17 protein-coding genes, 5 tRNA genes and 1 riboswitch are annotated in these 19,971 nt (G+C 71.0%); of the genes, 15 read left to right on the top strand and 7 right to left on the bottom strand.

The annotated features are described in order from the left end of the window. The first annotated feature begins 7 nt into the window (after nt 1–7). From IG54_RS0127890 to IG54_RS0127875, 4 genes are read left to right on the top strand one after another with little or no spacing between them, the layout of a single operon-like run. Complete coding sequence (locus IG54_RS0127890; protein WP_051820067.1) at nt 8–367, top strand: hypothetical protein; 360 nt, start codon at nt 8–10, stop codon at nt 365–367. A gap of 54 nt (nt 368–421) precedes the next feature. Further along, nucleotides 422–1,222 carry a DsbA family protein gene (locus IG54_RS0127885; RefSeq protein ID WP_030790301.1) on the top strand — a complete coding sequence of 267 codons (801 nt, stop codon included), beginning with the start codon at nt 422–424 and terminating at the stop codon, nt 1,220–1,222. Next, nucleotides 1,219–2,064: a cytochrome c biogenesis CcdA family protein gene (locus IG54_RS0127880; RefSeq protein ID WP_030790298.1), complete on the top strand. Its 846-nt coding sequence runs from the start codon at nt 1,219–1,221 to the stop codon at nt 2,062–2,064. Before IG54_RS0127885 ends, IG54_RS0127880 begins: the two co-directional genes overlap by 4 nt. Before the next feature lie 41 nt (nt 2,065–2,105). Next, a complete protein-coding gene (locus IG54_RS0127875) occupies nt 2,106–3,191 on the top strand; it encodes a hypothetical protein (protein WP_051820066.1) in 1,086 nt (361 codons plus the stop codon). 80 nt (nt 3,192–3,271) lie between these two features. On the opposite strand, the gene IG54_RS0127870 is transcribed toward IG54_RS0127875, so the two are convergent. From IG54_RS0127870 to IG54_RS0127855, 4 genes are all read right to left on the bottom strand, one after another. After that, a tRNA-Phe gene (locus IG54_RS0127870) sits at nt 3,272–3,345 on the bottom strand. A 24-nt stretch (nt 3,346–3,369) separates the two neighbouring features. Continuing rightward, nucleotides 3,370–3,444, bottom strand: a tRNA-Asp gene (locus IG54_RS0127865). Nucleotides 3,445–3,483: 39 nt separating this feature from the next. Beyond that, nucleotides 3,484–3,556: transfer RNA gene (locus IG54_RS0127860), tRNA-Glu, on the bottom strand. An 80-nt stretch (nt 3,557–3,636) separates the two neighbouring features. Continuing rightward, a complete protein-coding gene (locus IG54_RS0127855) occupies nt 3,637–5,175 on the bottom strand; it encodes a metallophosphoesterase family protein (protein WP_030790293.1) in 1,539 nt (512 codons plus the stop codon). 71 nt (nt 5,176–5,246) lie between these two features. Here IG54_RS0127855 and IG54_RS0127850 point away from each other — a divergent pair, with 71 nt between their 5' ends. The 4 genes from IG54_RS0127850 to IG54_RS0127835 all read left to right on the top strand — a co-directional run bounded on the left by IG54_RS0127850 (nt 5,247) and on the right by IG54_RS0127835 (nt 9,307). Beyond that, nucleotides 5,247–5,597 (top strand): metallopeptidase family protein, encoded by a 351-nt coding sequence (locus IG54_RS0127850; protein ID WP_199809601.1) that lies wholly within the window; start codon nt 5,247–5,249, stop codon nt 5,595–5,597. Between the two features lie 166 nt (nt 5,598–5,763). Further along, complete coding sequence (locus IG54_RS0127845; RefSeq protein ID WP_030790288.1) at nt 5,764–6,324, top strand: hypothetical protein; 561 nt, start codon at nt 5,764–5,766, stop codon at nt 6,322–6,324. A gap of 259 nt (nt 6,325–6,583) precedes the next feature. Then, a complete protein-coding gene (locus tag IG54_RS0127840) occupies nt 6,584–9,007 on the top strand; it encodes a DEAD/DEAH box helicase (protein ID WP_030790285.1) in 2,424 nt (807 codons plus the stop codon). Between the two features lie 227 nt (nt 9,008–9,234). Beyond that, nucleotides 9,235–9,307 (top strand) — tRNA-Lys (locus IG54_RS0127835). A 496-nt stretch (nt 9,308–9,803) separates the two neighbouring features. Here IG54_RS0127835 and IG54_RS0127825 read toward each other — a convergent pair. Then, nucleotides 9,804–10,205, bottom strand: a complete 402-nt coding sequence (locus IG54_RS0127825; protein ID WP_051820064.1) for a hypothetical protein — start codon at nt 10,203–10,205, stop codon at nt 9,804–9,806. Between the two features lie 263 nt (nt 10,206–10,468). Here IG54_RS0127825 and IG54_RS0127820 point away from each other — a divergent pair, with 263 nt between their 5' ends. Both IG54_RS0127820 and IG54_RS0127815 read left to right on the top strand, forming a co-directional pair. After that, complete coding sequence (locus tag IG54_RS0127820) at nt 10,469–11,587, top strand: helix-turn-helix domain-containing protein (RefSeq protein ID WP_030790278.1); 1,119 nt, start codon at nt 10,469–10,471, stop codon at nt 11,585–11,587. 11 nt (nt 11,588–11,598) lie between these two features. Then, entirely contained in the window at nt 11,599–12,180 is a 582-nt protein-coding gene (locus tag IG54_RS0127815) for an HD domain-containing protein (protein ID WP_030790276.1), read from the top strand. 142 nt (nt 12,181–12,322) lie between these two features. Here the strand turns inward: IG54_RS0127815 and IG54_RS0127810 are convergent, their stop codons facing one another. Then, nucleotides 12,323–13,570 carry a glycosyltransferase gene (locus IG54_RS0127810; RefSeq protein ID WP_030790274.1) on the bottom strand — a complete coding sequence of 416 codons (1,248 nt, stop codon included), beginning with the start codon at nt 13,568–13,570 and terminating at the stop codon, nt 12,323–12,325. 142 nt (nt 13,571–13,712) lie between these two features. Between IG54_RS0127810 and IG54_RS0127805 the strand changes: the two genes are divergently transcribed. The 5 genes from IG54_RS0127805 (at nt 13,713) to IG54_RS0127785 (ending at nt 18,577) form a co-directional block, all read left to right on the top strand. Next, nucleotides 13,713–14,606, top strand: coding sequence for an alpha/beta fold hydrolase (locus IG54_RS0127805; RefSeq protein ID WP_030790272.1), 894 nt, complete (start codon nt 13,713–13,715; stop codon nt 14,604–14,606). 121 nt (nt 14,607–14,727) lie between these two features. Continuing rightward, a tRNA-Met gene (locus tag IG54_RS0127800) sits at nt 14,728–14,801 on the top strand. A 190-nt stretch (nt 14,802–14,991) separates the two neighbouring features. Next, the gene (locus IG54_RS0127795) at nt 14,992–16,131 is read left to right on the top strand and encodes a PP2C family protein-serine/threonine phosphatase (protein WP_420712290.1); all 1,140 of its coding nucleotides are present in this window, start codon (nt 14,992–14,994) and stop codon (nt 16,129–16,131) included. 174 nt (nt 16,132–16,305) lie between these two features. After that, nucleotides 16,306–16,453, top strand: a riboswitch (cyclic di-AMP (ydaO/yuaA leader). An 11-nt stretch (nt 16,454–16,464) separates the two neighbouring features. After that, nucleotides 16,465–17,553: a M23 family metallopeptidase gene (locus tag IG54_RS0127790; protein WP_030790268.1), complete on the top strand. Its 1,089-nt coding sequence runs from the start codon at nt 16,465–16,467 to the stop codon at nt 17,551–17,553. Between the two features lie 79 nt (nt 17,554–17,632). Further along, nucleotides 17,633–18,577, top strand: coding sequence for an aldo/keto reductase (locus tag IG54_RS0127785; protein ID WP_030790265.1), 945 nt, complete (start codon nt 17,633–17,635; stop codon nt 18,575–18,577). Between the two features lie 6 nt (nt 18,578–18,583). Here IG54_RS0127785 and IG54_RS0127780 read toward each other — a convergent pair whose 3' ends face one another. Beyond that, nucleotides 18,584–19,954 carry a PrsW family intramembrane metalloprotease gene (locus tag IG54_RS0127780; RefSeq protein WP_030790261.1) on the bottom strand — a complete coding sequence of 457 codons (1,371 nt, stop codon included), beginning with the start codon at nt 19,952–19,954 and terminating at the stop codon, nt 18,584–18,586. Nucleotides 19,955–19,971: the final 17 nt, after the last annotated feature.

Here is a 19,971-nt window from a genome sequence, read left to right as displayed (position 1 = left end):
TCCGGGCATGTTGTCCCGTGCGCGTACGGCCTGGTGCCCCTTGGTGGCGGTGCTGCTCGTCGTGCTCGGGGGGTTGTGCGGGCCCGCGGTGGCCGACGCCGGGGCGCCGGTCTCCGCGGTGGCGCACGCGGCGGAGAGGCACGACGGGCCCGGCTGCGGCAAGGGCGGGCAGGGGGACGCCGGGCAGAGCCCCGTGTCGCCGCCGCGCTCCAGCTCCGCGCACGATCTGCTGCCCGCGCTGTACGAGGCCCACGGCGCGTCCGGCTGCTGGAGCGGCGACCAGGCCGTCCTTGACGTGACGCCGGTGCGGGGGCCGCCGCCGCTCGCGCCGCCTTCCCCTGTGGATCTCTCCGTCCTGCGTGTGTAGAGGCGCCCGCGTCCGGGCCCTTCCACCACGTACAGGAACAGAGAGAACCTCCTGATGCCGCAGAGCAACAACAACAAAAAGAAGAACATCGCCATCGGCGCGGGTGTCGCCGTCGCCGCCCTGCTGCTCGGCGCCGCCTCCTACACGGCGACCAAGCCCTCCGACTCCCCGGGCGGCGCCGTCCGGGCGGAGAGCGAGGGCGCCGCGCCCTCCGCGGGGGAGCGGGCCGGGGTCTACCCCGAGCTGGAGAAGCTCGCCCGGCGCGACGCCGGGGACCCGCTCGCCCAGGGCCGCGCCGACGCGCCCGTCGTGATGGTCGAGTACGCCGACTTCAAGTGCGGCTTCTGCGGGAAGTTCGCCCGCGACACCGAGCCGGGCCTGGTGAAGAAGTACGTCGACGAGGGCACCCTGCGCATCGAGTGGCGCAACTTCCCGATCTTCGGCGCGGACTCCGAGCGGGCCGCGCGCGGCGCGTGGGCCGCCGGGAAGCAGGGGCGCTTCTGGCAGTTCCACAAGGCCGCGTACGCCGACGGGTCCAAGGAGAAGGGCTTCGGCGAGGACAGGCTGAGGGAACTCGCGCAGGAAGCCGGGGTCAAGGATGTCGGCCGCTTCGTGCGCGACGCCGGGAGCGACGCGGCGAAGGCGGCGGTGAAGAAGGACCAGGAGGAGGCGTACGGCCTCGGCGCCACCTCGACGCCGTCCTTCCTGGTCAACGGGCGGCCCATCTCGGGCGCGCAGCCGGACCAGGTCTTCGATCAGGCGATCGAGGCGGCGGCCAAGAGCGCGGGGGCCAAGAGCGCGGCACCCTCCAAGGGCAAGGGCGGCTCCGAGGGCGGCAAGGGCGGCTCCGAGTGACCGCCGACGTGGGGTACTTCGCCGCGTTCCTGGGCGGGCTGCTCGCTCTCGTCAGTCCGTGCAGTGCGCTGCTCCTGCCCGCCTTCTTCGCCTACTCGATCGACTCCACGTCCCGGCTCGTCGCGCGCACCGGCATCTTCTACGCCGGACTCGCCACGACCCTGGTGCCGCTGGGCGCGGCCGGCTCCTACGCGGGTCGGTTCTTCTTCGGCCACCGCGACCAGCTGGTGCTCGTCGCCGGGTGGCTGATCATCGGACTCGGGGCGCTTCAGATCGTGGGCATGGGGTTCGCCTCGCGGCGGCTCGCGGAACTCTCGGGGCGGATCCGGCCGACGACCGCGGTCTCCGTCTACGCGCTCGGCGCGGTGTACGGCCTCGCCGGGTTCTGTGCGGGACCGATCCTCGGCAGCGTCCTGACGGTCGCTGCGGTGAGCGGCAGCCCGGTGTACGGAGGTCTGCTGCTCGCCGTGTACGCGCTGGGCATGGCCGTGCCGCTCTTCCTCCTCGCACTGCTCTGGGAGCGGTTCGAGCTGGGGCGGCGGAGGTGGCTGCGGGGGCGGGCCTTCCGGCTCGGCCGGTTCGAACTGCACACGACCTCGCTGCTGTCCGGGCTCTTCTTCATCGGCCTCGGGGCGCTCTTCCTCGCCTACGACGGGACGACCGCGCTGCCGGGTCTCCTGGACGTCGACGACTCCTTCGCGGTGGAGCAGTGGGCGCAGGGCGTCGGCAGGGCCGTACCGGACCCGGTGCTGCTGGCCGGTGTCGTGGTGCTGGTGGGGGCGGTGCTCGGGGTACGGACGTGGCGGCGGAGGGAGAAGTCCGTTTCGTCGACAGCTGAGTGAGTTGGGCGGTTGCTGACTTATGTGTGGTTTAGCGTATTTGTATGCCTGATCATGAGCCGGGAGAGCAGAGTCGGTATCCGCACGGCGCACACGGAAGGGTGCCCACCCCTCGTGAGCGGTGGGCCGCCTTCAAGGAGTCGCCGTTCCTGCCCGCGATCGTCCTGGTGTTCATCCTGGCGGCCGCCGCGGGGCTCTTCGCGGGCTCGTACACGTACTCCATGGCGAACCCGACGCCCCACCACGTTCCCACGGCCGTCGTCGGCAGCCCCGACGCGGCGCACGGCAAGGCCTTCCTCGGCGGCATGGAGAAGGCGCTGAACGCCTCGCTCGAAGTGCGGAGGTACGACAGCGTGGCCGGGGCCCGTCGCGGCATGGAGGAGCAGGAGGTCTTCGCGATCCTCGATGTGGGTGAGGAGAAGGGCGGGAAGAAGGTGACCCTGGACGTCTCCGGGGCGTCCGGGGCCTCGGTCGCCCAGGTCCTCGCGGAGACCGCGCCGAAGGTGGGCGAGCAGGTCGGGGTCCCCGTCACCGTGAAGGACATCAAGCCGCTCCAGGAGGGCGATCCCCGGGGGCTCGCCATCTTCTACATCTCACTGGCCGCGGTGATCATCGGCTTCGTGGGGGCGATTCAGCTGAGCGTGCACGCGCGGGGGCTGAATCCGGCGGAGCGGATCGGCTTCACGGCGCTGTACGCGCTGCTCGGGGCGTTCGTCATCGCGGCGGTCGTGGACTGGTGGCTCGGGGCGGTGGACCTGCCGTTCGTGGAGTCGTGGCTGATCCTCGCGCTGACGATGTTCGCGTCGGGGATGGTCTTCACGATGTTCAACACGATGTTCGGGCGCTGGGCGATGCTGCCGACGTGGGGCCTGATGGTGCTCCTCGGGAACCCGTCGTCCGGGGGCGCGGTGTCGTGGCCGCTGCTGCCGTCGGTGCTGGGGCACATCGGACGGTGGCTGCCCCCCGGGGCGTCGGTCAACGCGCAGCACACGGCGGTGTACTTCGGCGGCCACCAGCACGCGTTCCCTTTCCTGGTGCTCGGGGGCTGGGCGGTGCTGTCGTCGGCGGTGTTCTGGGTGTGGCGGCATCGCCATCCGGGCGGACGCGGAGGCACGCCGGCGCACGCGTGAGCCCCGGGGTGGGACCGCGCCGGGCCCCCGCCCCAGGAACGCCGAAGGCCCCGTCCAGGGGACGGGGCCTTCGGAAGAGGTGGCTGGGGCCGGGATCGAACCGGCGACCTATCGCTTTTCAGGCGATCGCTCGTACCAACTGAGCTACCCAGCCACGCGATCCGCGTGGAATCGCAAGCGGTCCTGACGGGATTTGAACCCGCGGCCTCCACCTTGACAGGGTGGCGAGCACTCCAAACTGCTCCACAGGACCAAGCATTGTGCGAGCACTAGTCTCGCACAAGGTGTTGCGTGCCCCCAACGGGATTCGAACCCGTGCTACCGCCTTGAAAGGGCGGCGTCCTGGGCCACTAGACGATGAGGGCTAAGAGGCCCGCCTGGGCGCTTTGCAGCGCGTCGGGGACGTGAGAAGCATATGGGATGCGGGGAGGTATCGCCAAAACGGTTATCCGGGCCCCGGGGACCGCTCCCCGGAGGACCCGGCGCGGGAGGGCGGGGGAGCCGTCGGGGAAGGCGTCGCCCCGGGCTGGTTCTCCTTGGGGAGGTGACGGCTGACCTCCGCCTTCGTCAGGCCGAGCCCGCCCAGCCTGATCTCGTCCCAGGCCTGGAGCCGCTTGGTCGTGCGGTCCAGGTAGAGGACGGACGCCTCGACCGGGTCGGGGTACTTGCCCTCGACCGCCCGCAGCCCGCTGCCGCCCGTCGACCCCTCGATACGCAGCCTCGTGCCGCCGTCCATGACCTCCATCTCCTGGCGGTGGATGTGGCCCGCGAGGACCAGCGGCACCTCGCCGTCCGTCTCCCGCGCGGCCGTCGGGTTGTGCGCGATCGCCACGTCGACGGGCGTACCGGCGGCGCGTTCGGCGCGCAGGGCCGAGGCGAGGCGGATGCCGGCCATGTGCTGCACGGCGGAGCCCTCCTGCTTCGTCGAGCGGTCGGGGGTGTACTGCGGATCGCCGATCCCGGCGAAGCGCAGGCCGGCGACGGTCTCGGCCTTGCCGTCGTCGAGGACGTGGACGTTCTTGAAGCGCTCCAGATAGCGCTGGGTGGTGAACGAGTCGTGGTTGCCGCGCACCCACACGTAAGGGGCGCCGAGGTCCTCGATGGGGTCGAGGAAGCCGTTCTCCGCGGCCGAGCCGTGGTCCATGGTGTCGCCGGAGTCGACGATGACGTCGATCTCGTACTGCTCGACGAGCGAGGCGATGATCTTCCAGCTCGCCGGGTTGAGATGGATGTCGGAGACGTGCAGGACCCGCATGGTGGTGGGGTCCGGCTGGTAGGCGGGGAGCGTGGACGTGACGTCGTAGAGCTTGGTGACGTTGGTGACCAGGCGGGCCAACTCCTGCTGGTAGACGTCGAATTCGCTGACGATGCTGCGCGCGTTGCCGACCACGGAGGGGGCGCTGCTGAGGAGACCGGAGAACTTGGGTTCCAGGACCGACTTCGGGTTCCAGGTGGCGTACGCGGCCGTGCCCGACGCCGCGAGCAGGGCGAGCGCGAGGCCGCCCGCCGCGAGGGCGCGGCGCGGGCGGCGGTAGACGGCGAGGCCGAGTGCGGTGGCGCCCGAGACGACGGCGACACAGGAACGTACGGCCAGGTCGAGCGTGCCGTGGCCGACATCGCGCGCCACCTCGTCCTGGAGGCCCGCGAGCCGCTCGGGGTGGTCGACCAGGGCCTGGGAGCGCACGGGGTCGAGGCGGTCGACGTCCACATCGAGGCGGATGGGGGCGATGTGGGAGCGCAGTTCCAGGGCGCCGAGCGGGGAGACGTCGATCTTCGTGCCGCCGGTCAGGGACGGGCGCAGCGTCATGCGGGTGTCCATGGGGCCGACGGGCGCGTGCACGCTGCCGACGATCAGCAGGCCGAGCCAGGCGCCGAAGAGGACGACGGCTATGAGGCCGAGGGCGGAATTGAAGGGGCGGTGGCTTACGAGGGCGGTCACTGCCCTTCGTACGCCCTGGGGAACGACCGTGAAGGCGCGAGCCATTGGTCCCGTATGCCCCGTCACGGCGATGGGTATGCCGGGACGGGGACGGCGGGGTGGCCGACAATGGGGGTGTGCTGGAGATGACGCGCGAGGAGTTCGAGGAACTGGTCAGTGAGGCCCTTGACCGGATTCCGCCGGAGTTGACGCGGTTGATGGACAACGTGGCCGTCTTTGTCGAGGACGAGCCGCCCGCCGACGATCCCGAGTTGCTCGGGCTCTATGAAGGGACTCCGCTGACGGACCGGGGCGAGTGGTACGCGGGCGTCCTCCCCGACCGCATCACCATCTACCGGGGGCCCACGCTCCGGATGTGCGAGTCGCGCGAGGACGTGGTCGCCGAGACGGAGATCACCGTGGTGCACGAGGTGGCGCACCACTTCGGGATCGACGACGACCGGCTGCACGCGCTCGGGTACGGCTGAGCGAGACCGGTCGTACGCGTCCGGTACGGGTACGGGTACGGGTGAGCGAGCGTGTCCGGTCGGTGTGTGGGGGCGGTGCGGGCGCGGGTCGCGTCCGTGTCCTCTTGTGGGCCGCGGGAGTTGGACAGGGCGTCCCGATTCTCAGCGCCTCAGGAGGTGCTCGGCCGTGCGCCAGTTGTACGTTTCCGTCCGTTGGGCCGCGGTCGCGATGGCCGTCGCCGCGACGGCGGGCTGCATGAGCATCAGTGACGACGGGGATGGGCCGCGGCCCGGACGCTCGGCGGGCGACCGCGGCGGGGCGGCCGCGTCGGACGGCAAGCCGGTGACCCGGGGCGACGGCGTCGCCTCCGGAGGTGAGCGGGGGCAGGGCCGGGACAAGGGGAAGGCCAAGGGCAAGCGCAAGGGCGCGGGCGGCAAGTCCGCGAGGGGCGGCGAATCGGCGCCCCGGGGAGGGGAGCCGTCGGGGTCCGCCTCCACCCCGGCCTCCGCGAGACCGACGAAACCGGACGGCCCCGGCAAGCCCGTCCCGCCCCGGCCCAAGCCGACCCCGACGCGGCCGACCGCGGAGCCCGAGCCGCCGAAGCCGACGCCGACCCCGACGCCGGATCCGACCACTCCGGAGCCCTCCTCGTCGGCGCACGAGGGGTCGGGGCAGGGCGCGCAGTTGCAGCGGCGGAACGCGCAGATCGTGGAGCGGGAGCCGTCGCCCGAGGCGGGTCCGCGGTAGCTGCCGTCGGCTGGTGCGCGGGCGGAGCTGAACCTCGTATCCGCAGGTGGGAGGGGGGAGAGAGGGAGCGGTTTGCCATATGGGGTGGGGGGTGCGTATGGTGGTAGATCGTTTGATCCCATTTGCCCGGCGCCGACACAGAAGAGCGCCGCGTGGCGCGTACTCTCCCTTGCCGTGGCTGACCGCATCGAGGCGGTCCATTGCGAAATCACGGAGTTGACGGGCGCGTGCCGAGACTCCGGAAGGTTTCGCATTTCGCATGTCCATTTTCAGTTCTGACCACGCCGTCCTGCCCGAGAACGAGATCGTCGAGGCGGTAGAGGCCGCTGCCGACGCCGTCGAGACCAGTGCGGTCGCCGAGAGCGGTGCGGTTGCCGCCGCCGAGACCGTCGAGGCCGTCGAGACGATCGACATCATCGAGTCCGAGGCTGTCGCCGAGGTCACCCCCGACGCCGAGGCCGCCGAGGCTGTCGCCGCCCCCGACGCCGACGCCGACGCCGATGCCGAGGCTGTCGCCGACGCCGAGCCCGAGATGACCTTCGCGGACCTCGGTCTGCCCGAGGGCATCGTCCGCAAGCTCGCGCAGAACGGCGTCACCACGCCCTTCCCGATCCAGGCCGCGACCATCCCGGACGCCCTGGCCGGCAAGGACATCCTCGGCCGCGGCCGCACCGGCTCCGGCAAGACCCTCTCCTTCGGCCTGCCGATGCTGGCGACGCTCGCCGAGGGCGGCCGCACCGAGAAGAAGAAGCCCCGCGGCGTCATCCTGACCCCGACCCGTGAGCTGGCGATGCAGGTCGCGGACGCCCTCCAGCCCTACGGCGACGTCCTCGGCCTGAAGATGAAGGTCGTCTGCGGCGGTACGTCCATGGGCAACCAGATCTATGCCCTGGAGCGCGGCGTCGACATCCTCGTCGCCACCCCGGGCCGGCTGCGCGACATCATCAGCCGCGGCGCCTGCTCCCTGGAGAACACCCAGATCGCGGTGCTCGACGAGGCCGACCAGATGTCGGACCTGGGCTTCCTGCCCGAGGTCACCGAGCTGCTCGACCAGGTCCCGTCCGGCGGTCAGCGCATGCTCTTCTCGGCCACGATGGAGAACGAGATCTCCACGCTGGTCAAGCGCTACCTGACCAACCCGGTCACGCACGAGGTCGACAGCGCCCAGGGCAACGTCACGACCATGACGCACCACATCCTCATCGTGAAGCCCCGCGACAAGGCGCCCGTCACGGCCGCCATCGCCGCGCGCAAGGGCCGCACGATCATCTTCGTCCGCACCCAGCTGGGCGCCGACCGCATCGCCGAGCAGCTCTGCGAGTCCGGCGTGAAGGCCGACGCGCTGCACGGCGGCATGACGCAGGGCGCTCGTACGCGCGTCCTGGAGGACTTCAAGAAGGGCTACGTCAACGCCCTCGTCGCCACCGACGTCGCCGCCCGCGGCATCCACGTCGACGGCATCGACCTGGTCCTGAACGTGGACCCGGCCGGCGACCACAAGGACTACCTGCACCGCTCGGGTCGTACGGCCCGCGCCGGCCGCAGCGGTACGGTCGTCTCCCTCTCCCTGCCGCACCAGCGCCGCCAGATCTTCCGCCTGATGGAGGACGCGGGCGTCGACGCCACGCGCCACATCATCAATGGCGGCGGCACCTTCGACCCGGAGGTCGCCGAAATCACCGGCGCCCGTTCCATGACCGAGGTCCAGGCCGACTCCGCGGGCAACGCCGCGACCCAGGCCGAGCGCGAGGTCAAGGAGCTGACCAAGGAGCTGGAGCGCGCCACCCGCCGCGCCGCCGAGCTGCGCGAGGAGGCCGACCGCCTCACCGCGCGTGCCGCCCGCGAGCGCGGCGAGGACCCGGAGACCGCGATCGCCGAGGCCGCCGCCGCTGCCGAGGCCGTCGTCGAGGCCGCCGTGTCGGTTCCGGAGCAGCCCGTCGCCGAGCGCGTCGAGCGCACCGAGCGCCCGGCTCGCGAGGAGCGTTCCTCCTCGTACGAGAACCGCCGTCCGCAGCGTGACGAGCGCGGCAACTACGAGCGTCGCGACCGCAATGACCGTGGTGGCTTCAACCGTGACCGCGACGACAACCGCGGTGGCGGCCGTTCCTTCGAGCGTCGCGACGACCGCGGTGGCTCCGGCTTCCGCGGCGGCGACCGTCGCGAGGGCGGCGGCTTCAACCGTGACCGTGGCAACGACCGTGGTGGCCGTTCCTTCGAGCGTCGTGACGACCGTGGCGGCTCCGGCTTCCGCGGTGGCGACCGCGGTGGCGACCGCGGTGGCTTCCGCCGTGACGACAACCGTGGCGGTGGCTCCGGTTTCCGTCGTGACGACCGTCCGTCGGGCGGCGACCGTGGCGGCTTCCGCCGTGACGACAACCGTGGCGGTGGCTCCGGTTTCCGTCGTGACGACCGTCCGTCGGGCGGCGACCGTGGCGGCCGTCCCTTCGAGCGCCGTGACGACCGCGGCGGCTCGGGCTTCCGCCGCGACGACCGCCCCGCCGGCGGCCACCGCGGCAGCGACCGCCCGTTCAACCGTGACCGCCGCGACGACCGCCCCTCCGGCGGCTTCCGCTCCGGTGGCCACGACCGCCCGTCGTTCAACCGCCGCGACGACCGCTCCGGCACCGGCACGGGCTCCTTCGGCCGCCGCGACGACAAGCCCCGCTGGAAGCGCAACAGCTGACGGCACGCAGCCGCGCCTGAGCCGCGCTGACCCGCGCTGAGCCGCATTGCCAGTGGCCCCCACCCGATCCGGGTGGGGGCCACTGGCGTACGTACCGACGACTTGACGACTTGACGACCTGTGAACTGGGGCCCGGCCGGGTCCGTCCGTAGACTGGGACGGCTTCCGGCGCGATACCCGATCGGATGGCGGGGCGCGTCCCGCTATGCTCGGGGGTGCACCGCCGAGGACCGTTAGCTCAATTGGCAGAGCAGTGGACTTTTAATCCATTGGTTGTGGGTTCGAGTCCCACACGGTCTACGGAGAAAGCCCAGTTCGGGGAGGGTCCCGGCTGGGCTTTCGGCGTGTTTCAGGGGCTTGAGGATCGTTTGCTGGCCCGCAGCTCGCACGAGTGGCTAACGATCATGCCTTCCGGTGTACCGCGCTCCCCAGGGGCACGTCCGGGGTCTACCGAGGGATGCGGATTACGAACGGCTTCCGTCGCGGGCATTTGTTGTGGAGCCAGATGACGGCGCCGCCGGCCGAGATGGACACCTTGACGGCGGACGTGCCGGGGTGCTGCTCGGTAATCGGTGTGTCGCAGCGCCAGCAGTACCGCACGCCCTCGCTCATCCCCGGCCCCTATTCACACGTCGCTTGGGTGGGTGCTCGCCCGCTTCTAGGGCCCAGCGCAGCCGACGCCCTTTGATGCAGATGCGCCCCAGGGCCACGCACCGGGGGCAGCCGTAGGTGTGCCTGACGACAGCCAGACGGATCTCCACGGGGCTCATCTCTTCTGGGACTCTGGTCTGCGAGGTCATTGCTCTGCCTCCTGGCTGGCGTTGAGCCCGAAGCTGATGAGGGCCGCGACAGTAGCGGGCTCGCACAGGTCACCCTCGAAACGTGGGGGGATGACCCAATGCAGGCCGGGCGGCTCCGTGCGGTCGAGCCGTGGCACGCCGAGGTAGGAACCTGCTCCCAGGCATGGCGGGACGTTCTTGTGCTCCCACGCGCGCCCCGTGCGGGGCCGCGTGAGGGCGTAATACATGCCGCCCATGGCCAGGTTGTCGTAGATGACGGGGCCGTTGAGGGCTCGGCCGAGGAGCACGGCGATCCGCTGCGGGTCGGTCGTGCACATTGCCGCGAGCACAAGCCGTTCGGGGAGGCGGGCCACCTCGAACCGCTGGCCGAGCGGCAGTAGTGCGACGCCACGGTCCATCCACTCGCGCCAAGCATGCGCGGGCGTCCGTTGAGAACGTGCGAGCCAGTCCGCGACTGCTTGGTCCGCCTTCCGCGTGTCCAGGCCTTGCAGCGTTCTTCCCTCATACGGGGCGACGGCTCGGTGTACGGGGTCCACGATGGCACCACTCCTACTACGCTGAGTTGCCGGTCATCACCCCTTGACAGTAGATAGCGGTGATCGTCGCCAGAAGTGACCGAAGGTACGGGTAAGGGCCTGTCAAATGCGGGCAAGGGGGCGACATGGAGCACCATGCGCGGGCGACCCTGACTGGCGGTCGGGGAACGCGCGACCGCACCCGAGCGGGCATCATCTCGGGGTACGTCTTCCGCGTGATCCGCGAGCAGCTGGGCCACACTCAGGACGACTTCGCCGAGGCGTTCGGCGTCTCGCCGGATACCATCTCCGGTTGGGAGTCGGGCCGCCGCCCGCTCACATCAGTGCCGGTCGGACAGATGCTTGTCCACCGCCACCGCCTGATGCACAGAGGAATCGGACCCGCACTCCTGGCTGCTTTGGAGCGAGCCATGGAAGCCGACGCCCTGCTCGCCAGCGTCCTCGACGAGGCCGCGCCAACCGAAGCCAGTCCGCTCGGAGCCTGGGTCTTGCAGCGCGACCTCGTCGAAGTTCTGACCTGGCCCCTGACCAACGTGGCTCCGACGCCGGTCAGGAATCTCCCCGCACCGCCGCGGCGGCGACGCGGTCCTGTGCCCACGGCACCCGACCTCCCCGCCACCGACCGCGCGCGGTTCTTCATACAGATGCGGAAGACAGCGGAACAGGCCCGGGGTGGCGGCAACTTTCTGCTGCGGCGTCAGGCCCTGTATCTGGCGGGGTTCGACGAGGAGTGCGACACGTCCGACTGGTTGGCTCACCAGCAGACGCTCGTGCGCCCTGATGACTGGCTCGCTCGCTGGCTCAATTCGCGTTCGGTCGCCGCTGTCGCAGCTCGACAGGGTGACCGAGACCGGATGGCGCACTTCATCACGCGCACGCTTGGTGCCGACGAGGCAGCCGAGGCCGCGAACCTCAACTACTGGGCGTACTGGGTCGGCGAGACACCCCACATCCAGTTGTCGGACGACTTCATCGCCTCACCCGCCCCAGGCGCCTGGCACGGTGATCGCTTGCTGGACCACCTCGTCCGCGGGCTCAGCCCCCAGCACGGATTCTTCGATCTCAACATCCACACCCTGTGGGCCCTGCTGGCCGCGCGCCCCAATTTGCTCCGCGCCCCCTCCGCCGCGGGCATGGCCCTACGCACCCGGCTGCCCGTGATGTTGGATGACGTGGAGCTTTCCGCGCAGGCCAGGCGGAAGCTGGAGGGCATTCGGTACGCAATCCGCCTCGCCGAGGCGTGAAAGGGGACACCGTGGCTGACCAGGACCTCACAGAGGTGGCCCACTTCCTGTGGGAGGCGGGCACACTGAAGACCGCGCGCCGAACCGGTTGGTGGATGGCGGGTGTCCGAGACCCGGAGAGCGTGGCCGAGCACGCATGGCGCACGTCCGTGATCGCCTCGGTCATCGCCACGCTGGAGGGCGCCGACGCTGCTCGTGCCGCGCACTTGGCGGTGTGGCACGACTCCCAGGAGACGCGCACAGGCGACGTCAATCACCTGGGTAAGAAGTACGCCGCGCCCGGAGACCACGAGGCGGTGACCGCTGACCAGACGGCCGGCATGCCGGAGGTCCTGCGCACCGCCGTGCGCGCCCTGGTCGCCGAGTACGAGGCCCAGGAATCGCCCGAGGCCATCTGCGCACGGGACGCCGACAAGCTGGAGTGCATGCTTCAGGGCCTGGAGTACAGGGCCCAGGGGTACACCAGCGCTCAGCGGTGGATCGACAACAGTCGCGCACGCATCGTCACGGCGTCGGGGCAGCGGTTGGCCGATGAACTGCTCGCGCAGACTCCCCTGGAGTGGTTGCATGCGGCCATGGGGGAGAAGGGCTGATCCCAGTACGACGACGGCTCCCTTGCGCGCCCGCGTACCGGAGGCGCCGTGCCCGGAGCCGAGCGGTCAGCTACCAGAACCGCGTGGACTCCGACGCTGAGGTGCCCAACTGGGCGTAGTTCGTCGGTCTTTGAGGCCGCCCTCAGGCCCTCGCCAGCGAGCCCAGCACGCTAGCCGCCCCGTCCTCGGCGCCGATGACCTTTGAAAGCCTGGCGCACCGGGCACGGTACTGATCGTCGTACAGCGTCGTACGCAACGCCCCGGCCAGTTTCCGTGCCGTCAGCCGGCGAGCGGGGAGGCTGGTGGGGGCCAGGCCCAGGGACGTCAGGCGGTGGGCCCAGAAGGGCTGGTCGAGGGCTAGGGGTACGGGCACGGCGGGGACCCCGGCTCTCAGGCCGGCTCCCGCGGTGCCGGGTCCGGCATGGTGCACCAGGGCCCTCATGCGGGGAAAGAGCCAGTCGTGAGGGCACTCGCCGATGGTCAGGACGTCATCGGCGGAGACGTCCAGGCCCTGCCAGCCGGCCTGCACCACCGCGCGTACGCCCAGCCTGCGCACCACGTCCCTGATGGTGTCGCTCAGCCGCTCCGCGTCACCGGGAGAGACGCTGCCGAATCCGAAGTACACGGGAGCCGGACCCGAGGCGAGGAAATCGAGCAGGCGTTCGTCGGGGCGCCAGTGAGGGTCCCGGGCCGGCCACCAGTAACCCACGCACGCATGGCCGTCCGGCAATCGGTGGCCCTTCGGCAGCAGGGCGCTGCTGTATCCGTGCAACACGCGCCGGTGGCGCAGTACTTCAGCGGGCGGGCGGCCCATTCCGCGGCCCACTCCGTAACCCATTCCGCGCCGCATTCCCAGTTCCTGGCGGACCCAGGAAAGAGCCGGAGCGTACAGCGGGCTCATGGCGGCCCGCGTCAGGGTCTCGGCGAGCCGGTAGCCGTGGGGCGACAAGGCGGGGGCCGCGCTCAGTCGCGGCAGGAGCATTCCGGGGGCCGCTGTGTAGATTCCGGTACAGGGCAGGCCCGTCCCCTCGGCGATCACGGCGCATACCGGGTGCGCCAGAGGATGGGCGAGGATCGCGTCCACGCCCTGCCCGGTCGCTTCGAGAACGCCGCGGGCCATCACTTGGGCGATGTCCTGGGCGTTGCGCTTCCTGCGCCGCAGCCGGGCGGGGCTCTGCCACCGGTCGAAACGGTCGGCAGCCAGCGCGGACTCCTCCTGCCGGGCCAGCGGAAGAACGTGGACCGGCATGTTGTGGAGGCGGAACCTGGGCGCGTGACGTTCGGAGGTGGCGACCACCACCTCCTGTCCCGCGGCGACGAGGCGTACGCCCAGCCCGACATAGGGGGCCACGTCACCCGTCGAGCCCCACGTCACCAGCAGCAGTCGCATGCGGCCGAGTATGGACATGGCGCCCGTCGACCGTGCGGGGGAACACCTCCGACAGCCCCGACGAGCACGGCGTAACGCTCGAAAGGACCAAACCGGCGGTGAAATGCCGTGTCGGCCGTCCGGCCGTCGATATACAGGGCGGATGTCCCAGAGCATCGACGTGCACGTGACAGAACATGAGTTGCACTTCCGCGGCTTCCGGTACGTGGCCCGCCTGGCCACGGCGGGCGGCTGCGCGACCGAACCCGTCGTCGTCCTGGGCGGTTCCTCGCAGGATCGGTTCTCCTGGCTGCGGTACGAGCGGGTGCTCCTGTCGCACAGCAGCATGCTGACCCTGGAACTGCCCGGCTACGGAGACGCCGATCCCCTCCCGGTCGAACACGGCATCGACTTTCTCGCCGACACCGTCCGCCACGCCGTCGACGCGCTCTCGCTGGGACCGGTCAACGTATTCGGCGCGTGCTTCGGAGCCGCCATCGCGCTGCGCCTTGCCCAACGGCACCCGGATCGGGTCACGCGTCTGATGCTGGGGGGAACCGCCCAGGAGATCTCCCCCGAGTACATCGCCTCCGCGCACCGATGGCGCCGCATGGTGGACGACGGCCTGCTCGACGATGTGGCCCAGGACATGGTCGAGCAGTTCATGTCACCGCCCGAGCATGGGTTCGTGCGGCGACGGGCTGCCGTGGCTCGCCTGATGCGGCAGAGGTTCGCCCATCTCACCGCGCGTGAACTCGCCATGGACGTCACCCACCACGAGCGTCTCCTGTCGCACGCGTGGAGTCTGCCCGAGCCGGTGATCACCGCTCCCGCCCTCGTGTTCACCGGCGAGCACGACTCCATCACGCCCCCTCCCGTCGGCCGCCGCGTCGCCGAGGGGCTCGGGGCCCGGTTCGCCACGATCAAGGACTCCGACCACCTGGTGCAGATCGAGCGCGACACCGATCTGGCCGACTTGATGGACCGTTTCTTCACCGACCAGCCGCTCGAAGCCCTTCCCTACCTCAACCCCGTGGAGTGCTTCGCCCCGGCATGACAGGACCGGCAGCGGCCCCCCACCGAGGCGATGTCCGCCGGCTTCCGGCCCGGCGCGGGCGGGCCCCCCGGAGCGGTGGTTCGCTTCACCCCTTTGGATGCCGTACAGTTGTGTTTACCGACGCGGGGTGGAGCAGCTCGGTAGCTCGCTGGGCTCATAACCCAGAGGTCGCAGGTTCAAATCCTGTCCCCGCTACTGAAGACCCAGGGCCGGAAGCGTTCATCGCTTCCGGCCCTGGGTGTTTTCCGGCCCCGTGTGCCAAGAGGGCGTGCGGCACCCAGGACGTGCGTAACCCGCTCGGCCCCCACCAGGTCGCCCCCGCACCCCGCTCCGGGAAGCCTGAGTGCGGCGCGGTGATGGGCGCGGACTCGGCGGGAGACAAGCGGTGGGGCAGCGTGGCGGAATGGGCGGCGGGACCACCGCGCACGAGCGGGCCCTCGTCCGCGCCCTGCCCGTCCTGCTCCTGGCCGTCGGGATCGTGTACGACGCCTCGACCCCGGCCGAGTTCACCGCCGCCCCGCTCTTCACCGCCGCCCCGCTGATCGCGGCCCCCTTCTATTCGCTGCTCCACACCGTTCTCATGGGCATCGCGGCCTCCGTCTCCGTCCTCGTACTGCACTACGGCAACACCAACACCAGCCATGTCGAGGCCGTCACCGAGCTGGTCACCGTGGCGACCGTCGCCGCCCTCGCGATCGTCATCAACCGCGTCATCCACCGCGGATACGACCGCCTCGCCACCGCCCGCTCCATCGCCGAGGCCACCCAGCGCGCCGTCCTGCCGCAGCCGGACCCCCGCATCGGCGGGCTCGACATCGCGGCGCGGTACGAGGCCGCGCAGGCCGACGCGTTCATCGGCGGTGATCTGTACGCCGTACAGGACACCCCGCACGGCGTACGGCTCGTCGTCGGGGACGTACGGGGGAAGGGCATGGGCGCGGTGGCGGCCGTCGCCGTCGTCATCGGGGCGTTCCGGGAGGCCGCCGAGCAGGAGGCCACGTTGGAGGCCGTGGCGGAGCGCCTGGAGCGGGCGCTCGCGCGGGAAGGCATGCGGCGGGACGGGCTCGACGCCTTCGAGGGGTTCACCACCGCCGTCCTCGCGGAGATCCGGCACGGCGAAGGGGCCGTACGGCTGGTCAACCGAGGGCACCCGGCGCCCCTGCTGCTGCGCGGCGACGGACGGCTGTGCGTGCTCTCCGCGAGCGAGCCCGCGCTGCCGCTCGGCATGGGTGAGCTGGGGTTCTGGCCGGACCGGGCGGACGAGTCGGAGTTCCCGCCCGGCGCGATGCTGCTCTTCTACACAGACGGCCTCTCGGAGGCGCGGGACGCCGCGGGGGAGTTCTACGATCCCGCGACCCGGCTCGGCGGGCGGATCTTCCCCGGCCGCGAGGGGCCGCACGCGCTGCTCGCCGCGCTCGCGCAGGAGGTACGGCGGCACACCGGGGGCGCGGCGACGGACGACATGGCGCTGCTCGCGGTGCGGCGGCCGACGGCCGGGGACGCCGAGGTCACCGGCCGTGACTGAAGTGCACCGCTCCGCAGAACAATTGACGTCCTGTCAAGGGAATGTGAAGTTCCGGTGGCGGGTGGGCGGGGGTCCGCGTTAACGATCAACCGGAACAGCTTGGAATACGGACCCCCTGTCTATTAACGTTCGATAACGCAGCACGGTCGTCCCAGCCGTCACTAGAGGCGGCTCCGTGCGCACACGCCTAATCCCGCAAGGGAGCCGGGGAACCACCAACTTGGGGTGAATCGGGCATCTGTGCATCCGTGCCAGCTGTTCGTAGGAGACCTTCCTGCTCCGAACCCGTCAGCTAACCCGGTAGGCGAGAAGGAAGGAAAGGAGTGCGCCCCAGTGGCGTCCAACCGGCCTGCCCCCCAAGCCGTGTACATACCGAACGACGACGATTTCGGTGGGTACGACCAGGAGACCTGGGAGGAATGGAATCCCACTGAGGAGTCCGTCCGTCCCGTCCGCGGCAGGCACCGTGTGCACAAGAAGGGCGGCGGCGGGCTCGCCCGCAGCTCCACCGTGCTGGGCGTCGGCGTCATCGCCGCCGTCGGCGCGGGCGGCATCGCCACCGCGCAGGACGGCAAGCCCCCGGTCTCCATATCGATGCCCGACCTGGGCGCCGTCACCGACTCGCTGCCGGAGGCCAAGTCCCTTCCGGGCGTGGGCTCCCTGATATCCGACGACGCGCCGGACGCCGCGGGCTCCGATGCCGTCCCCGCCGGCGCTCCGCTCACGACCGCCGGTATGACCACCGCCGACGCGGGGCAGGGCACCTCCGACGCGGGCGAGGCCCTGCGCGCCCGCATCATGCAGCAGGCCGAGAGCCAGCAGAACCAGGCGGACGACGCGGTGCGGACCGCTGCCGAGGAGGCCGCCGCCAAGAAGGCCGCCGAGGAGGCCGCCGCCCAGCAGAAGGAAGCCAAGCGCGAGGCCGACGCCAAGGCCGATGCCAAGGCTGCCGCGAAGAAGAAGAAGGAGGAGGAGGCCCGCAAGGCCAAGGCCCTGGCCGAGCGTCGCGCCAAGCTCGCGAGAAGCTACGCCATCCCCACCTCCTCGTACACCCTGACCTCGCACTTCGGTGACTCGGGCTCGATGTGGTCCTCCGGTCAGCACACCGGTCTCGACTTCGCTGCGCCGACGGGTACCCCGCTCAAGGCCGTGCACACCGGCACCGTCAAGGAAGCCGGCTGGGCGGGCGCGTACGGCTACCGCACGGTCCTGGAGCTGTCGGACGGCACCGAGGTCTGGTACTGCCACCAGTCCTCCCTCAACGTGAGCGTCGGGCAGAAGGTCAGCACGGGCGACGTCATCGGCCGCGTCGGCGCGACCGGCAATGTCACCGGGCCCCACCTCCACCTGGAAGTCCGCACCTCCGGCGGCGCCGCCATCGACCCGCTGGCCTGGCTGCGGAGCAAGGGCCTCAACCCCTGAGCGGTCCCGTAGGGCGGACTTGACGTTCCCTTGGGGGAGTTCCCGGAATTCGTTTTCCGGCAAGGACGTTGAGGAATGCATGACTCCTCTTCGTACCCTCGGCGGATCCGACCTCGAAGTCTTCCCGCTCGCCCTCGGCGGCAACGTCTTCGGCTGGACCGCCGACCGGACCGCGTCCTTCGCCGTCCTCGACGCCTACACCGCGGCGGGCGGCAACTTCATCGACACCGCCGACGCCTACTCGCACTGGGTGGAGGGCAACAAGGGCGGCGAGTCCGAGACCGTCATCGGCGAGTGGCTGGCCGAGCGCGGCAACCGCTCCGACGTCGTCATCGCGACGAAGGTGGGCGCCCACCCCGAGTACAAGGGGCTCGCCGCCGACACCGTCAAGAGGGCCGCCGACGCGTCACTGCGCCGCCTGGGCACCGACTACATCGACCTCTACTACACCCACTACGACGACCCGTCGGTCCCGGTGGAGGAGGTCATCGGGGTGCTCGACGAGCTGGTCGAGGCCGGCAAGGTGCGCGCCATCGCCGCCTCCAACATCAGCCCCGAGCGGCTCCAGGAGTCCCTCGACTTCTCCGACCGCGAGGGCCTCGCGCGCTATGTCGCGCTCCAGCCGCACTACAACCTCGTCTCCCGCGACACCTACGAGGGCCCGCTCCAGGCGGTCGCCTCCCGCTCCGGCCTCGCGGCCGTCCCCTACTTCGCGCTCGCGTCCGGCTTCCTCACCGGCAAGTACCGCCCCGGCGCACGGGTGGAGAGCGCGCGCAGCGGCCGGGTCGAGGAGTACGTGGGCAGCGAGCGGGGCGACCGAGTCCTCGCCGCGCTCGACACGATCGCGGCGGAGCGCGGCGTCCAGGTCGCGACCGTGGCGCTCGCCTGGCTGGCGGCACAGCCCACCGTCGCGGCACCGATCGCCTCCGCACGCACGGTCGAGCAGCTGCCGGCCCTGCTGGCGGTGGCGGACGTGGAACTGACGGAGACGGAGACCGCGGCGCTCACGGCGGCTTCGGCCTAGCGGCGGCTACGAGCGGTAGGGGTTGTACGGGGCTTGGACGTACGGGGCTTGGAGGGGCGGAGCTTGCGCGTACGGGGCCTGGGGGTGACCCGGGTACCCGTACGCGTACCCGTGCCCGGCGTACGGCATGGGCGCGGGCATGGGCATGGGGAGCATGACCGGGGCCGTCGCGCGGGCCGCGTAGGCCAGGGCGGGGCGGGCCGGTTCGCGGCGCTCCCAGAGCTTTTCGAGCAGCTCCCGTTCGCGTACGACGAAGTCGGGGCCCGCCCTGCCGCGCCGGCCCCGGTGGCGCAGGAACGCGAGCGACGTCGCGTACATCTCGTACTCCACGACCGTGCGGGCCGCGGCCTTTCCCCAGGTGTACGAGGCGTAGTCGCGGGCCAACGCGCGGGCGCGCATCGAGCCGAGCGCGAACGGCTCGGGCGGGGTGAGCCAGCCCGCCGCCGTGTACGCGGGCAGCTCCGCGCGGATCAGGCGCAGTTCGCGCTGCCGGGTCCAGATCGCCAGCCAGGTCAGCAGGCCGAAGGAGGGCAGCATGATGAGCGCGTACACGGTGAAGAACCCGTACTGGCCGAAGACCGCGGAGCCGTTCCACAGCGCGTGCATGCCCATCGCGAGCAGCAGTCCCGTAAGGGGAAGCAGTACGCGGCGCAGGTGATGGCGCTCGGCGGCGAACGCGGCGAGGCCGAAGCCGATGCCGGTCAGGACCGTGAACAGCGGGTGCGCGAAGGGTGACATGACCACGCGTACGAAGAACGTCGCGGCCGTCACGGAGGCGAGGCCGCTGTCGCGGCTGAGCTGGTCGGTGACGAAGGCGTTGCCGAGGTAGAGGATGTTCTCGGTGAACGCGAAGCCGGTCGCGGTCACCCCGGCGATCACCACGCCGTCGACGAGGCCGGTGAAGTCCCGTCTGCGGAAGAGGAAGACGAGGAGTATGGCCGCCGCTTTGGCCGATTCCTCGACGATCGGGGCGATGACCGTGGCGCCCAGGGTGTCGGCGCTGGTGGGGTCGGCGGTGGCGGTGGCTATCCAGCGGATCGCGAAACTGTTCGCGACGATCGCGACGAGCGCGGCCGCGCAGGCACCCCACGCGAAGGAGAAGAGGAGGTTTCGCCAGGGCCCCGGCGCCACCCGGTCCAGCCAGCGGAACGCGGCGACGAGCAGCGGTACGGGAACCGTGGCGAGGCCGAGCCCGACGAGGAAGCCCTCGGTGCCGGTCTGCTCCCTCACCAGGGCGAGGATCACCAGGCCGGAGAGGGCGAGCAGGGTGACGAGCCCGGCCGCCCGTATCGCGCGCCGCTGCCACCAGCGGGCGCGGCGCAGCTCCCCCGGGGCGGGGGCCTCGGGGGGTATCGGATACGGAGGACTGGTGGCCACGTCGTTGACCCTAACGA

The organism is Streptomyces sp. NRRL S-920 (genome assembly GCF_000717945.1).
In the GTDB taxonomy this organism is placed as follows: Bacteria; Actinomycetota; Actinomycetes; order Streptomycetales; family Streptomycetaceae; genus Streptomyces; species Streptomyces alboniger.
Note: the sequence above shows the minus strand (reverse complement) of the source record. Positions and strands in the feature narration are given on the sequence as shown.